We start from the raw sequence: 14,929 nt of genomic DNA on the forward strand, positions 1-14,929 counted from the left end.
TTTCTTATTTTTTTTCTAAAAAGAAATCTCGTATCAATTCCATTGCCCATAAAAAATCTTCGGGTAGTTGACCTTCGGTCCAAGGTTCTTTCGAACCAAAAGCATGATCCACACCTGCCAAAACCTGTAACTCAATAGTAGGATTCCATCTTTTCAGGTTTTTGGCTTCTTCTACCGAAACCGTTTCATCTGCATCACCATGTAGATTGAGATACGGAATGCTTAAATTCTGAATATTTTTTTCAATCGACAGACGATTTTCATGCTGGATATAGTCCTCATAAAACTGATAATTCATCGGCATCCATTGCTGGGTTCTCATATTCTGAAAACGATATACTCCAGAATCTTTCCAATCTTCTAATTCTTGCTCCGAATAATTTCGGAAACGATCTAGGTAAGAAATCGCACCAAGTGTAGCTATCTTTTTCACACGTGGATCTTCTATTCCTTTTAGAATCGTGATTCCTCCACCTCGAGAATGGCCAATCAAATAAACCTCATCGCGATTAATCTCTTTTTCGGGAATCCAATCACCGCTAATCGCATGCGAAATAACCAAGCCCAAATCATCGAGTTCTGTAGAATAATTATTTTCACCGAAAGCTTCTAATTCTGTAAATTTTTGCGTATTGGTCAATCCAATTCCGTTGTACGAAAAATTGTATTTGATAAATGCAAAATGATTAGTAGCCCAAAATTTTGCCATCAAATCAAAACATCCATGGTCTTTAAATCCTTTGAAACCATGGCTAAAAATTACAATCGGTTTCTTTTTTCCATCTCGTAGATAAGCAACATCATACAAAGATTTTCGTTCTCTACTTCCTTGGAAGAGATTGTTTTTTGATAGAACTATTTTCTCGAACATTTTTCGGGTTATATAATCTTTTTCTAAACTCCAACCACGAGCAGGCGAATATTCTCTCCCATACATGATGATTTGGATATGCAGTTTATTCCATACCTCACGAGGGAAAATACGTTTAGCATCGCGTTCGGTTTCTTCTACATTTTTTCCTTTGGTCAATTTCCACAATTTCATCAATCGGTGGATATGTGTATCGACCGGGAAGGCCGGAATCCCAAACCATTGGGCCATCACCACCGATGCAGTTTTGTGCCCAACACCTGGTAATTCTTCTAATTGCTCGAAGGTCGATGGAACTTCGCCATCATATTTTTCGACCAACATTTCTGATAGAAGACGAATATTTTTGGCTTTGGTGTTCGACAAGCCTATTTGCTTTATATATTCTTTGATTTCTTCGACTTCGAGCTGCATCATTTCTTTTGCATTATTGGCTCGAGCAAAAAGAGCAGGTGTTACTTCGTTTACTTTTTTATCGGTTGTTTGTGCCGAAAGCAAAACAGCTATCAGCAATGTAAAAGCATCTTGATGATGCAACGGAATGGGTAGATTTGGATATAATTTTTCTAATTCTTGAATAAGAAAATCTATCCTTTCCTGTTTTTTCATCATAGGGAATATCTTTCATCTATAGACAAATTTACAAGGAATAAAATGAATAGAAAAAAGTAGAGAATTTCTCTTTTTGTGACAGAATGAAGGATTGGGAGAGGATAGTCTAGCATCTTTCTGAAAAACAAAAAAGTCGAACCTATTCAACTCGACTTTTTGAATTTTGATTGTTCTATTCATTGGTTTGTATAGGTTTTTCGACAACCGGAAGAATTTCTCCTTTCTCTAAACGATATCGGTTGATTTCTTCTGTCGGAATTTCTTTGGTATAATCGACCTTATGCACGATAAAACCTGCATCTTCTAAGCGCTGATAGTAATCCAAACCATAAATCCGAACGTGATCATATTGACCAAATTTTTCTTTTCGCTCTTCTTTGCTTGTCACAGAACTATCTTCGTAGGTAAGCTCGCGTTGATAACTTATCGGTACCTGAAAAATTCCCCAGCCACCTGGTTTCATCACTCGAAAAAGCTCGCTCATCGCCTGATGATCATCCATGATGTGTTCGAGAACATGGTTACAAAAAATTACATCGAATGTGTTTTCTCCAAAGGGTAAATCGCAAATGTCTGCTTTTACATCGGCCAAAGGCGATTCTATATCAGACGTTATATAGTCTAGATTTTGCATTGCCCGAAAGCGTTTATAAAATGCTTGTTCGGGTGCAATGTGCAGCACTTTTTGTTTTGCCTGAAAAAAATTGGTTTTATTGGTAAGGTACAACCACATTAATCGATGCCTTTCTAAGGAAAAGGTATTCGGTGCCAATACATTTTCGCGTTGTTTTTCGTATCCATAGGGCAACATTTTATAATATCCTTGTCCATCGATTGGGTCGTAGTAGCGATTCCCTTTTAGTAGCCATACCAAAACAGGCCGAATGATATAGCTAATGTTGATGAGTATTGGTCTTGGGATTAGGTTCATCCCATAGCGGAAAAGTCGCTTCATGAGTACGAACTATTTAAAAAGATATGGTTTTTCTTCATCGGATTCGATTCCTAGAGCTTCGTATATATATCCGAAAGTTGACAATAATTTAGGTTCGCCTTCTACCAAGCATACATCGTGCTCGTAATGAGCAGAATATTTGTTATCGCGTGTGGTCACTGTCCAGCCATCTTTATGGAATTTTACTTTATCGGTTCCCATATTGACCATCGGTTCGATGGCTAACACGATTCCGTTTTCTAGTTTTTTACCAGTTCCTCTTCTTCCGTAGTTGGGTACTTGCGGATCTTCGTGCATCTCGCGTCCTAGGCCATGCCCTACTAATTCTTTTACAATTCCGTATCCTTCTGCTTCGCAGTGTTGCTGAATTGCATAACCTATATCACCAATACGGTTTCCTTTACGCATTTGTTCAATTCCTTTGTATAGAGATTCTTTGGTTACACGAAGTAACTTTTCGGTTTCTTCATCAATATTTCCTACTGCAAAGGTGTAGGCATGGTCTCCATAAAACTCGTTCATATAGACTCCACAATCTACGGATACGATATCGCCATCTTCTAAAGGAATATCGTTCGGAATGCCGTGTACGACTTGTTCGTTTGGTGAAATGCATAAGTTTTTTGGAAAATCATACATTCCTAAAAATGCTGGATACCCGCCATGGTCTCGAATAAATTCTCCACCTAATTTATCTAAATGATTGGTTGTTACGCCAGGTTTAATTTCTTTTGCTAACATACCTAAAGTTTTCGATACCAATTGTGCACTTAGGTACATGAGCTCTAACTCTTCTTTTGTTTTTAAAATTATCATAATCTAAAAAATCCTCTTTTTTTCTTTTGTTCTTTTTTCTCACCATGATGTAGAGTGAACTCTATTTTTTGTGAAATTACTTGATAGACTTCTCCCCAACCGGGAAATCCCCCTAAATTTCGATCGTCTATAAATAGATCAGCATTTATTTTTCTGCTTTGTTGTTTTGGGTCGTATTCTTCACCCTCGAAACTACTATTTACGGCATAGAATTCTATCCCATTTGCTCTACAAAACTCAACAGCTTCGGATAATTTTTCTCCGCTGCGGTACGTCCAGAGTATCAATCGATAACCTTCATTTTGTAGTTTTTTTAGCGTTTCAAAAGCAAATAACTTTGGTTTCCCTATTTGCGGATATTTATCTTCGACTATTGTTCCATCAAAATCAACTGCTATTATTTTTGTATTCATCATGGTTTTATCTTGTTTAGGGGAGATGTATTTGTATCTAAATATTGCCTAAATGTTTTTTATGAAACCAAAATATCACCTATCATTTCGGTCGGAATTGGTATTTGCATCACTGTAAGAATAGTAGGTGCAATGTCGCCTAGTTTTCCATGTTTCAAATTCCAACGACGATTTTTATCTACAACAATCAACGGAACGGGATTTGTACTATGCTGTGTATTGGGGCTACCATCTTCGTTAACCATACAGTCAGAATTTCCATGATCTGCCAAAATAAAAGTGGTGTAGTTATGTTTTAGAGCAGCTTCTACGATTCTTCCGACACAAGAGTCTACTACTTCAGCAGCTTTTTGTGCGGCAGAAAAAATGCCTGTATGCCCAACCATATCAGTATTAGCAAAATTTAATACAATGAAATCTGCTGTTTCTTGATTGATTTCTTCTAACAATGCATCGGTAAGCTCATAGGCAGCCATTTCGGGTTTTAGATTATATGTTGCTACATCTCTCGGAGATGGTTTTAGGATTCTCTTTTCACCCTCGAACGGTACTTCTCTACCTCCCGAAAAGAAAAAGGTAACATGTGGATATTTCTCTGTTTCTGCCATTCGGATTTGAGTTTTATGATTTTTCTCTAAAACCTCCCCTAAAGTCATTTGCAGAGTAGAATCCTGAAAAACAACTTCTACATTTTGATATGTTTTATCATAGTCTGTCAGAGTAACGTATTTTAGTTTTAATGCAAACATTTGATGCTCTGGAAAATCTTTTTGCGATAATACTTCGGTAATTTCTCGTCCACGATCTGTTCGGAAGTTGAAGCAAATCACTACATCTTCATTTTCGATAATGGCTTTCGGTTGATCATTTTCATCAGTAACAATAATGGGCAACAAAAATTCGTCGGTCAAAGTATTGGCATAGGCATCTTCTATTGCTTTTATCGGTTGTGTTGTGTATTCGCCAAAACCGTGAACCATAGCATCATAAGCTTTTTTCACCCGCTCCCAACGTTTATCCCGATCCATTGCATAGTAACGTCCTGTAATCGAAGCAAGTTCCCCTACCGATGTTTGCATATGGGTTATGAGTTCTTGTATGAATTCTTTACCGGATGTAGGGTCGGTGTCTCGCCCATCGGTAAAAGCATGTACAAAGACGTTTTTTTCGAGCCCAGCTTCTTTGGCTGCATCGAGTAATCCTTTGAGATGATTGATATGAGAATGCACTCCACCATCGGAAACTAATCCTATGAAATGGACTTTTCTACTGTTTTCTTTGGCATAAGAAAAAGCATCATGAAGCACTTTTTCTTGTAATAATTCTTTGTTTTCTACTGCACGATTGATCCTCACTAAATTCTGATAAACCACTCTACCAGCTCCTAGATTCATATGTCCCACCTCTGAATTCCCCATTTGTCCTTCTGGCAAACCGACTGCTAACCCAAAGGTGTCTAACGTTGTATTGGGATAATTTGTCATCAAGGTATCGATATTGGGTGTATTGGCTTTTGCTATTGCAGAGACTTTCGGGTCTGGATTGATTCCCCAACCGTCTAAGATTAATAATAGTGCTTTGTTATTTATCATACTTGTAAACTGTAAAAGAAAAATCCAAAGTTACGAACTTTCGATTTATTACTGGGTCAATTTGCGACTTCACTTATAAATTTTATTCGCATCAATCGCAGTTCTTCTTCGTCGTAATCATCGCTAAATTCATCGAGAAGATTCGCCATCGAGTCGTTTTCGGCTTCCATCAAATAGTCGAAAATTTCTTCTTGTTGATCTTCATCCAAAACCTCATCTATATAATAATTGATATTCAACTTTGTTCCCTGATAAACTATACTTTCCATTTCTGACAATAACTCATCCATCGAAAGGTTCTTCGCAGAAGCTACATCTGCTAAATCGAGTTTTCGATCAGTAGATTGGATAATATATACTTTATGACTTGTTTTATCGGCCACTTGTTTGATTACCATGTCATCTGGTCGTTCGATCTGGTTATCTTCTACATACTGTGCAATGTAGGCTACAAATTCTTTCCCGAACTTTTTTGCTTTTCCTTCTCCTACTCCATATACGTTGGTAAGCTCGACGAGATTGGTAGGGTATTGCATGGTCATGTCATCTAAACTTGCGTCCTGAAAAACGGCAAAGGGAGGCAACTGATGCTTCTTAGCAATTTTTTTTCTTAATTCTTTGAGATGTTTTAGAAGTCGATCATCAAAAGCTGCAGGTGAAGTAGGTGTTTCATCTACTATTCCTCCATCGAGTAGCTTTTTATAATCTATATCTTGAGCAATCTCGAATTTAGTCGGATTGTCTAAAAATTCTCTTCCTTGCTCAGTTATTTTCAGTAATCCATAAGTTTCTATTTCTTTTTTGAGATAATTATGGACGATTAATTGTCGTACTACCGTTTTCCAGAAATAATCTTCTTGGTCTTTCCCGATCCCAAAATATGGTTCTGATTGTAAGTTGAATGATTTGGTTATAGAGTTTTCTTTGCCAACCAATATATGGACTATATCAGCAATACGTAATTTTTGATTGGTTTTCTCTACAATGGTCAAAACTTGCTGTGCTTCTCGGGTAGCATCCATCATTTTTTTAGGATTACGCATATTATCGTCCATATTAGCACCCGCACCGTTTACTTCATCGAATTCTTCTCCGAAATAATGGAGCAAAAATTTTCTTCTCGACATAGAAGTCTCGGCATATGCTGCCACTTCATTCAACAGTTGCATACCGATCTCTCGTTCTGCAACTGGTTTACTAGCCAAAAACTTCTCTAGTTTTTCGATATCTTTATAATCGTAAAAAGCCACACATTCTCCTTCTCCACCATCTCGACCTGCTCGTCCAGTCTCTTGATAATAGCTCTCTAAAGATTTTGGAATATCGTAATGAATAACAAATCGTACATCGGGTTTATCGATTCCCATCCCAAAAGCAATGGTCGCCACCACAACATCTACATCTTCCATAAGGAACATATCTTGGTGTTTACTTCTTGTTTTAGCATCTAAACCAGCATGGTACGGGATCGCCTTTATTCCGTTTACTTGAAGAAGTTGTGTTAATTCTTCAACTTTTTTTCGACTAAGACAGTACACGACTCCTGATTTTCCTTGTCTTTTTTTGATGAATTTTACAATTTCTTTGTCTTGATTAATTTTCGGACGAACTTCATAAAAAAGATTGGGACGATTGAACGAGTCTTTGAAAACCCTAGCATCTTGCATGCCCAATGTTTTTTGGATATCTTCTTGTACTTTTGGTGTTGCTGTAGCAGTGAGTGCTATAATAGGAGCATTCCCTATTTTTTGGATAATGGACTTTAGATTTCGGTATTCTGGACGAAAATCATGACCCCATTCTGATATACAATGAGCCTCGTCTATAGCGAAAAAAGAAATTTTTACCGTTTTGAAAAAATCGATATACTCTTCTTTGGTTAATGACTCTGGTGCTACATACAACATTTTTGTTTTACCTGCTCGAATATCGTCCATCACAATTTTTGTTTCGGATTTGTTGAGCGACGAATTTAATACATGAGCTACTTCATTGGTCGATATGCCACGTAACGCATCTACTTGATTTTTCATCAATGCAATTAGTGGCGATACTATAATGGCCACCCCTTCCGACATCAAGGCTGGCAATTGATAACACATAGATTTTCCTCCGCCAGTTGGCATCAGTACAAAAACATCTTGGTTATTCAAAAGCGTTTTAATAATTTCTTCTTGTTGCCCCTTAAATTGATCATACCCAAAGTATTTCTTAAGGTAGCTAGATAAATCTTTTGTATGCGTCTCCATCATTCCTATCAATTCAATTTTATCAAAATACTATAAAATTTTTCTTATAATAAACCCTATATTTGGAGGCGAATTCAGTAAAACTTAAATCCTATAACTTCCAATCATATAAGGAATTTAAATATACGGATTTTTTAGGAGCTGACAATACATTTCATTTTGGAAGAAAAAAATTTAACATTCATAGCTAAAGAGGTTTTTTTAGAAGAAGCCAAAGAAATTGAACTAATTGCCAATCGTTTGAGCGATTCTTTCAGCCAAGCTGTTCGAGAAATTTTTAACACAAACGGGAAACTTGTCGTATGCGGAATTGGGAAAAGTGCCCATATTGCAAACAAAATTGTCGCAACCCTAAACTCTACTGGTACCCCTTCTCAGTTTCTCCATGCTGCAGAAGCCATCCATGGTGATTTGGGATTGCTACAAAAAGAAGACGTTTGCTTATGTATCTCTAACAGTGGGAACACACCCGAAATAAAACTTCTTTCTCCTATCCTAAAAAATAGAGCAAAATCGCTAATCGCCATTACAGGCAACACAGAATCCGTCTTGGCAAAAACCGCTGATTATGTACTTGATGCATCCGTAAGCAAAGAAAGTGGACGCCTAAACCTAGCGCCTACAAGCAGCACAACTGCCCAACTTGTAATGGGCGATGCAATTGCAGTAGCTTTGATGGAACTTCGAAAGTTCGAAAAACAAGACTTCGCAAAATACCACCCAGGAGGGGCTTTAGGAAAAAGGCTCTTATGGCGTGTTGATAATATTGTAGATACAAGTAAAAAACCTCAAGTATCGGCAGACGCTCCGATGACAGAAGTAATTGATTCGATGACTACTGGCAAAATGGGAATTACTACCATTACCGATAAAGACAACAAAGTCCTGGGAGTTATCACCGATGGAGATTTACGTAGAATGCTTATCGAGCATCCCAACTTTCAGCATCTAAAAGCAAAGGATATTGCTACGATGCATCCTAAAAAAATAAATAAAACTGCCTTAGCTGCTACTGCCTTAGACCTTATCAGAAACAACAGTATTGGGCAAATAATTGTGGTCGACGATACCGATAAGTATTATGGAGTTTTGGATATCCATTCGATATTAGCAGAAGGAATAGAATAATGACAAAGAAAAAACAATACACAGCCGACATGTCTTTTTTGGCGCACGTAGGCGAATTAAGAGGTCATCTTGTACGATCTTGTATAGCACTGATTTTGGCATCTATTTTTGTAGCTTTTTTTTGGGATTTCATTGTCAATGATATTATCATGGCACCCTTGAAATCGAACTTTGCTACCTTTAGATTTTTCAACTATTTAGGTGAAACATCAGGAATAGGAAAATTATATACATCCGAATTCGATATTTCTAAAGACTTAACAAACCTCGACCCATCGGGTCAAATTACTTCGCAAATTATGGCAATTCTAGTTTGCGGGTTGATTGTTGCCATTCCATATATCATTTGGGAAATTTGGCGATTCGTGAAACCAGGCCTCAATGAGAATGAAAGAAAAAGTGCCACAAGCACTGTCTTTGCGATAACCTTGTTTTTCTTGTCTGGTATATTGTTTAGCTATTATATGCTTCTTCCACTTTCTACACAATTCTTATTTTCTTACGATCCGTTCAACGTTGGCAACACCTGGACTTTACCAAAATACATCAGCTTGTTTGTACAAACCTTATTATCGATGGGGGTAATTTTCCTCCTACCAGTATTTGTTTATTTTTTTACTTCGATAGGATTGTTGACCCCAACTTTCTTAAAAACTTATCGAAAACATGCATTTGTAGTAGTTTTGGTTATTGCTGCGGCGATTACACCGAACGACATATTGAGCATGATTGTAGCCTCGATCCCTCTTTGGTTTTTATACGAATTAAGTGTAGTTGTTGCAAATAATGTATACACAAAGCAACTCAGAAAACAAGAAAAAAGTTTAACAAAGAATTAATTTACTATGCTTGCATAGTAAAATGTTTTTTGTAAATTAGCAAATAGAAATTATTAAGACAATTTTTTAAAAACAAAAAATCATAAATCGATGAAGATATTAGTTTGTATTAGTAGCGTTCCAGACACTACCGCAAAGATAAACTTCACTTCTGATGGGAAGGAGTTTGATAAAAACGGCGTGCAATTTGTAATCAACCCGCATGACGAATTTAGTTTAACCCGTGCCGTTGAATTGCAAGAAAAACAAGGGGCAACAGTGACAATCCTTACGGTAGGTGATGCAAGTGTAGAGCCTGTGATGCGCAAGGCTTTAGCCATTGGTGCAAATGACGGAATCCGTATAGATGCTGATGCGAAAGACGATTTCTTTGTAGCTACCCAAATTGCAAAAGCTGCTAAAGAAGGTGGATATGACTTGATTTTGACTGGGAAAGAATCTATAGATTACAACGGAGGTGCTGTTCCTGGTCTAGTAGCCGGAATGTTGGACTACGGTTTTGTAAACGGATGTATCGGACTAGAAGTTGAGGGCACTACTGCCAAAGTAGTTCGTGAAATCGACGGTGGGAAAGAAAAAGCGAGCGTCGCTCTACCTGCTGTAATCGCTGGACAAAAAGGAATGGTTGAAGAAAGTGCTCTTCGAATCCCGAACATGAGAGGTATTATGCAAGCAAGATCGAAACAAATCACAGTTGTTGCTGCAGAACCAACCGAAACCAAAGTAACGGTTGTTGGTTATGAAAAACCAGCTTCTCGTGGTACTGTAACTTTAGTAGACAAAGATAATGTTGCCGAATTGGTACGTTTGTTACATGAAGAAGCTAAAGTAATTTAATTCACCCTATTTATCAATTTCAAAATAAAAGAACATGCCAATATTTGTTTTCGCAGAAACCCATGATGGACACTATAAAAAAGCAGCATTAGAAGCCGTTTCATACGCCAAATCTATAGCCGACTTAGCAGGTAACACGGTAACAGCTGTTGCTTTTAACGCTACAGAATCATCGGATAAACTATATGCTCACGGTGCACAGAAAGTTGTAAAAGTTGACAACGACACACTCAAAAACTTCGATCCAAGCCTTTACGCAAAAGCCTTGGCAGAAGTAGCAAACGGAGCCGATACTTTTGTATTAGCTTCTACAAACGACTCTTCTTCTGTAGCTCCTATACTAGCACTCAAATTAAACGCTTCTTTGGTGACCAATGTAGAAAAAGCTCCTACTTCGGTTACTCCTTTCACAGTTCAAAGAAAAGCTTTCTCAGGGAAAGGAATCGAAACAGTAGCAGTAGAAGGTGCCAAAGTAATCACTGTATTACAAAACTCTTTCGGGGTTAAAGATAACGCAGTTAGCGGCACAGAAGAAACAGGAAATGTAACAGTAAATGCAGCCGATGCAAAAATTACAATAGAAAGTGTAGAACAAGCATCTTCTGAAAAAATAGACCTTTACGAAGCCGAAACCGTAGTTTCTGCTGGTCGTGGACTTAAAGGCCCAGAAAATTGGGGAATGATCGAAGAACTAGCGAACATTTTAGGTGCTGCAACCGCTTCATCTAAGCCAGTTGCGGACATAGGTTGGAGACCTCACTCAGAACACGTAGGACAAACCGGGAAAGCCATTGCACCAAATTTATACATAGCAATCGGAATCTCAGGAGCCATCCAACATTTAGCAGGAGTAAATGGATCGAAAACAATTGTTGTAATCAATAACGATCCAGAAGCACCATTCTTCAAAGCTGCTGACTATGGTATTGTAGGAGATGCCTTTGAAGTGGTACCAAAACTTATCGAAGAAGTTAAAAAACTAAAAGGAGTAAATTAATATTTACCTATAGTAATCTTATCCGAATTGACCGAAAAGTTGATTCGGATTTTTTTATTTTTTTCAATAATTCATAAGATTTTGTTAGTTTTACCATCCAATGGATAATTTAGTTAAACTCAATATTAAAGGAATCTCTTATAGCCAAACACAAACAGGAGCTTATGCTCTTATTTTGGAAGAAGAATTCGGAGGACGTAAACTCCCTATCATCATCGGAAGTTTTGAGGCTCAATCTATTGCATTAGCTTTAGAAAAAGACATTGCACCGCCAAGACCACTCACACATGATCTTTTTGTGAGCTTGGGAGAACAATTCAAGTTTTCTGTAAAATCGGTTTATATCTATAAATTAGAAGATGGCGTATTTTATTCGAAAATAGTTTTTATAGATTTCACAGGACAAATAGCCGAAATCGACTCACGCACCTCAGACGCCATTGCTATTGCTATTCGTTTCTTTGCCCCTATTTATGCCTACCAAGACGTTGTAGAAAAAGCAGGGATCCATTTAGAAGTTATCCAAGAAGAACAAGATAGCATCAACCAAGCTATGCAAAAAATAGAAGAGGAAGTAAAAGCAATGAATGATTTATCCGACTATTCAGAATGGACAACTGAAGAATTAGAAGAAGAAATGAAAAAAGCAGTAATGGAAGAAAATTACGAACTTGCTGCTCAACTTCGAGACGAACTCGACAAACGTACAAACTAAAACACACATTTTATTTTATATGTCTATAAAATTAAGACTAACAATCATGAATTTCCTAGAATTTGCAGTGTGGGGAGCATACCTCACCTCTATGGGAAATTATTTGGGATCTGTAGGCTTAGGCTCGAAAATTGGGCTATTCTACGCAATGCAAGGAATCGTTTCTATCTTCATGCCTGCAATTATGGGAATTATTGCCGACAGATGGATACCTGTTCAGCGGCTTTTAGGCCTCAACCATCTCTTGGCTGCTATCTTTATCATTGCAGCAGGATATTATGGCCATATCGCCGGTGAAACTGTAGATTTTGCCACCATCTTCACGCTCTACTCATTTAGTGTTGCCTTCTTTATGCCGAACATTGCACTCTCCAATTCAACAGCATACAGTATTTTAAAACAAAACAAGCTTAACACCATAAAAGCCTTTCCACCAATCAGAACCTTTGGTACAGTAGGGTTTATTTGTGCAATGTTGTTTGTTAATTTTATCGGATTTGATAATGGACGTTTAGGCTTTAATTTTTCGAGTGATCCAAACTTTATCAGTTTCCAATCTAATTATTATCAATTTTATGTTTCGGGTATAATAGGTATAATATTATTTCTCTATAGTTTCACCTTACCGAACTGCCCAATCAGTGAAAAAACAGAAAAACAATCCTTTTCGGATGCGTTCGGTTTCAAAGCCTTCGCCTTATTCAGAGATAAAAAAATGGCCATATTTTTCATCTTCTCGATGCTATTAGGCGTTTCTTTACAAATCACCAATGGGTATGCCAATCCATTTATCACAAGCTTCAAATCTATACCAGAATATGCCAACACCTGGGGAGCAAACAATGCCAATGCATTGATTTCACTCTCTCAAATCTCTGAAACGCTTTGTATTCTCCTTATCCCTTTTGTATTGAGAAAATTCGGAATCAAAATCGTCATGTTAATGGCCATGGTAGGATGGGTTCTGCGCTTCGGGTTATTTGGGCTTGGAGATCCAGGTTCGGGCGTTTGGATGTTTATTCTTTCGATGATCGTTTACGGAATTGCTTTTGACTTTTTCAATGTTTCGGGTTCACTGTATGTCGATAACGAAACCGACGAAAAGATACGCTCTTCGGCACAAGGTGTCTTTATGATGATGACCAATGGTTTTGGTGCTACAATAGGGATGTTGGCCGCTCAATACGTTGTTAATCATTATGTTTATAACCAAACCGATCTTTTGGCTCAACTGCACGGTTGGCAAATGTCATGGTTTATTTTTGCTGGTTATGCACTAATTGTTACCATTCTTTTTGCCATTATTTTTAAGCACAAGCATGATCCGAAAGAAGTGGAAAAAATAATTCGTTAATATTACTTTCTATCAGAATAATACCAACACAAAAACTTCAGCCTAAGGCTGAAGTTTTTTATCTTCTTAGATATTCTACAAAATCATAACTATAAAGATGTTTATCATCTTTTAGATGATGTTCACGGTCTACTTCTACCCATTTTTCATCATCAATTTCTGGGAAAAATGTATCCCCTTCAAATTCGTGATGCACTTCGGTGAGATAGATTTTATCGGCAAACTCCATTGCTTGGCGATAAATTTCTCCACCACCAATCACGTAAAGATCCTCATCCAACTTATAGCCTTTTTCTATAGCTTCTCGCAACGAATGAACGACCTGTATTCCATCTGCAGAGTAATTGCGGTCTCGCGAAATCACAATATTTACTCGGTTGGGTAAAGGTCTACCAATTGATTCGAATGTTTTCCTACCCATAATTATCGGATGTCCGGTAGTGATTTTCTTGAAATGTAGAAAATCTTTTGGTAAATGCCAAAGCATCTGATTCCCCTTCCCTATCGCATGATTACTTGCAATTGCGACTACGAGATGTAGCATAAGCAGATTATTTTTTTATTAAAATATAATGAACCTCGCCGTTGCTTACTTTTGGGTTTCCGTTTTTGTCTACTTCGATCAGCTTATCGCCTTCTATTCGGAAAGCATTTGGACCATCTGAAATATTGCCCAACAATAGGGTTTTACCATCATCTTTCAGATCATAAACCCCCGTTGTTATTAGAACTTCACCTGTTTTATCGTCTTTGGTTTGATATATATAACTTTCGTCCGGATTCAGAGTTATGGTATAGGTAATCGAATTAGAAGAATTTCCAAGTTTTCCTTGGAATTTTTCACTTTCTGCTGGTTGTTCTGCTAATGGCTGAACAGAATCATGCTTGATCGAATCTACAGTTTCTGTTACGATCGGGGTTTCTTGAACCGAATTTTCTTTCTTTTCGCAAGCTACTAAAAGAATTAATAAAGCAGAAAGACCGAAAATAGTATTTTTTTTCATAATTTTTCTTTTGATAAAGGTACGGATTGTAAACAAAAAAAATCCCTTTTATATGAAAAGGGATTAGAATTTTGTTGTTTATTTTCTTAGAAAATTTCTTTCTTTGCGAAATGAAAGGCAGCTTCAATCGCAGCATTCTCATCACTATCAGAACCATGAACAGCGTTCGCATCGATTGACTCTGCGTATTTGTTACGGATTGTTCCTTCAGCTGCTTCTTTCGGATTCGTTGCTCCGATCAATGTGCGGAAATCTTCTACTGCGTTTTCTTTTTCTAGAACTGCTGCTACGATTGGGCCCGATGTCATGAATTCTACCAACTCACCAAAGAAAGGTCTCTCTTTGTGTATTGCATAAAAAGCTTCTGCATCTTGCTTCGCTAATTGAGTCATTTTCATTGCTTTGATTGTGAAGCCTGCATCGGTAATATCTTTTAAAATATCACCAATATGCCCTTTTGCTACTGCATCGGGCTTGATCATGGTAAAGGTAATGTTTGCCATTTGTTTCTAATTATCGATTTTCCTTAATTGGATTGCAAAATTAA

The 14,929-nt window shown here is 37.4% G+C and carries 14 protein-coding genes and 1 pseudogene; 6 read left to right on the plus strand and 9 right to left on the minus strand.

The features are described from left to right. Window positions 1-859: 859 nt before the first annotated feature. The 6 genes and pseudogenes from nth to recQ all read right to left on the minus strand — a co-directional run. Window positions 860-1,480 (minus strand): annotated as a pseudogene (gene nth, locus WEEVI_RS11245) (endonuclease III); the annotation flags it as partial. A gap of 175 nt (window positions 1,481-1,655) precedes the next feature. After that, window positions 1,656-2,438, minus strand: coding sequence for a class I SAM-dependent methyltransferase (locus tag WEEVI_RS03165; protein WP_013597739.1), 783 nt, complete (start codon window positions 2,436-2,438; stop codon window positions 1,656-1,658). 9 nt (window positions 2,439-2,447) lie between these two features. After that, entirely contained in the window at window positions 2,448-3,254 is an 807-nt protein-coding gene (map, locus tag WEEVI_RS03170; RefSeq protein ID WP_013597740.1) for a type I methionyl aminopeptidase, read from the minus strand. After that, window positions 3,251-3,670, minus strand: coding sequence for a BT0820 family HAD-type phosphatase (locus WEEVI_RS03175; protein WP_013597741.1), 420 nt, complete (start codon window positions 3,668-3,670; stop codon window positions 3,251-3,253). Before WEEVI_RS03175 ends, map begins: the two co-directional genes overlap by 4 nt. A gap of 56 nt (window positions 3,671-3,726) precedes the next feature. Continuing rightward, window positions 3,727-5,256 (minus strand): 2,3-bisphosphoglycerate-independent phosphoglycerate mutase, encoded by a 1,530-nt coding sequence (gene gpmI / locus WEEVI_RS03180; RefSeq protein WP_041942250.1) that lies wholly within the window; start codon window positions 5,254-5,256, stop codon window positions 3,727-3,729. A gap of 59 nt (window positions 5,257-5,315) precedes the next feature. Continuing rightward, window positions 5,316-7,508, minus strand: a complete 2,193-nt coding sequence (gene recQ / locus WEEVI_RS03185) for a DNA helicase RecQ (protein WP_041942051.1) — start codon at window positions 7,506-7,508, stop codon at window positions 5,316-5,318. A gap of 159 nt (window positions 7,509-7,667) precedes the next feature. On the opposite strand from recQ, the gene WEEVI_RS03190 reads away from it, so the two are divergent. The 6 genes from WEEVI_RS03190 (at window position 7,668) to WEEVI_RS03215 (ending at window position 13,378) form a co-directional block, all read left to right on the plus strand. Next, the gene (locus WEEVI_RS03190) at window positions 7,668-8,636 is read left to right on the plus strand and encodes a KpsF/GutQ family sugar-phosphate isomerase (protein ID WP_013597744.1); all 969 of its coding nucleotides are present in this window, start codon (window positions 7,668-7,670) and stop codon (window positions 8,634-8,636) included. Then, window positions 8,636-9,475: a twin-arginine translocase subunit TatC gene (gene tatC / locus WEEVI_RS03195; protein WP_013597745.1), complete on the plus strand. Its 840-nt coding sequence runs from the start codon at window positions 8,636-8,638 to the stop codon at window positions 9,473-9,475. The genes WEEVI_RS03190 and tatC overlap by 1 nt, the downstream gene beginning before the upstream one ends. Before the next feature lie 90 nt (window positions 9,476-9,565). Further along, window positions 9,566-10,312 (plus strand): electron transfer flavoprotein subunit beta/FixA family protein, encoded by a 747-nt coding sequence (locus WEEVI_RS03200; protein WP_013597746.1) that lies wholly within the window; start codon window positions 9,566-9,568, stop codon window positions 10,310-10,312. 34 nt (window positions 10,313-10,346) lie between these two features. Continuing rightward, a complete protein-coding gene (locus tag WEEVI_RS03205) occupies window positions 10,347-11,309 on the plus strand; it encodes an electron transfer flavoprotein subunit alpha/FixB family protein (protein ID WP_013597747.1) in 963 nt (320 codons plus the stop codon). A gap of 100 nt (window positions 11,310-11,409) precedes the next feature. Continuing rightward, a complete protein-coding gene (locus WEEVI_RS03210) occupies window positions 11,410-12,024 on the plus strand; it encodes a bifunctional nuclease family protein (RefSeq protein ID WP_013597748.1) in 615 nt (204 codons plus the stop codon). 19 nt (window positions 12,025-12,043) lie between these two features. Then, the gene (locus WEEVI_RS03215) at window positions 12,044-13,378 is read left to right on the plus strand and encodes an MFS transporter (protein ID WP_013597749.1); all 1,335 of its coding nucleotides are present in this window, start codon (window positions 12,044-12,046) and stop codon (window positions 13,376-13,378) included. Window positions 13,379-13,436: 58 nt separating this feature from the next. Here WEEVI_RS03215 and WEEVI_RS03220 read toward each other — a convergent pair whose 3' ends face one another. The 3 genes from WEEVI_RS03220 to WEEVI_RS03230 form a co-directional block, all read right to left on the minus strand. Beyond that, window positions 13,437-13,922 (minus strand): dihydrofolate reductase, encoded by a 486-nt coding sequence (locus WEEVI_RS03220; RefSeq protein WP_013597750.1) that lies wholly within the window; start codon window positions 13,920-13,922, stop codon window positions 13,437-13,439. Between the two features lie 7 nt (window positions 13,923-13,929). Then, on the minus strand, window positions 13,930-14,382 hold the full coding sequence (locus WEEVI_RS03225; RefSeq protein ID WP_041942052.1) for a copper resistance protein NlpE N-terminal domain-containing protein: 453 nt from the start codon (window positions 14,380-14,382) through the stop codon (window positions 13,930-13,932). Window positions 14,383-14,468: 86 nt separating this feature from the next. After that, entirely contained in the window at window positions 14,469-14,885 is a 417-nt protein-coding gene (locus tag WEEVI_RS03230; protein WP_013597752.1) for a nucleoside-diphosphate kinase, read from the minus strand. Between the last annotated feature and the right edge of the window lie 44 nt (window positions 14,886-14,929).

The organism is Weeksella virosa DSM 16922, assembly GCF_000189415.1.
Lineage (GTDB): Bacteria > Bacteroidota > Bacteroidia > Flavobacteriales > Weeksellaceae > Weeksella > Weeksella virosa.

Bases quoted from the DNA above. Each gene is read 5' to 3' on its own strand.
- WEEVI_RS03165 (WP_013597739.1), bottom strand. From the start codon at position 2,438: ATGAAGCGACTTTTCCGCTATGGGATGAACCTAATCCCAAGACCAATA.
- map (WP_013597740.1), bottom strand. From the start codon at position 3,254: ATGATAATTTTAAAAACAAAAGAAGAGTTAGAGCTCATGTACCTAAGT.
- WEEVI_RS03175 (WP_013597741.1), bottom strand. From the start codon at position 3,670: ATGATGAATACAAAAATAATAGCAGTTGATTTTGATGGAACAATAGTC.
- recQ (WP_041942051.1), bottom strand. From the start codon at position 7,508: ATGGAGACGCATACAAAAGATTTATCTAGCTACCTTAAGAAATACTTT.
- tatC (WP_013597745.1), top strand. From the start codon at position 8,636: ATGACAAAGAAAAAACAATACACAGCCGACATGTCTTTTTTGGCGCAC.
- WEEVI_RS03200 (WP_013597746.1), top strand. From the start codon at position 9,566: ATGAAGATATTAGTTTGTATTAGTAGCGTTCCAGACACTACCGCAAAG.
- WEEVI_RS03205 (WP_013597747.1), top strand. From the start codon at position 10,347: ATGCCAATATTTGTTTTCGCAGAAACCCATGATGGACACTATAAAAAA.
- WEEVI_RS03210 (WP_013597748.1), top strand. From the start codon at position 11,410: ATGGATAATTTAGTTAAACTCAATATTAAAGGAATCTCTTATAGCCAA.
- WEEVI_RS03215 (WP_013597749.1), top strand. From the start codon at position 12,044: ATGTCTATAAAATTAAGACTAACAATCATGAATTTCCTAGAATTTGCA.
- WEEVI_RS03220 (WP_013597750.1), bottom strand. From the start codon at position 13,922: ATGCTACATCTCGTAGTCGCAATTGCAAGTAATCATGCGATAGGGAAG.
- WEEVI_RS03225 (WP_041942052.1), bottom strand. From the start codon at position 14,382: ATGAAAAAAAATACTATTTTCGGTCTTTCTGCTTTATTAATTCTTTTA.
- WEEVI_RS03230 (WP_013597752.1), bottom strand. From the start codon at position 14,885: ATGGCAAACATTACCTTTACCATGATCAAGCCCGATGCAGTAGCAAAA.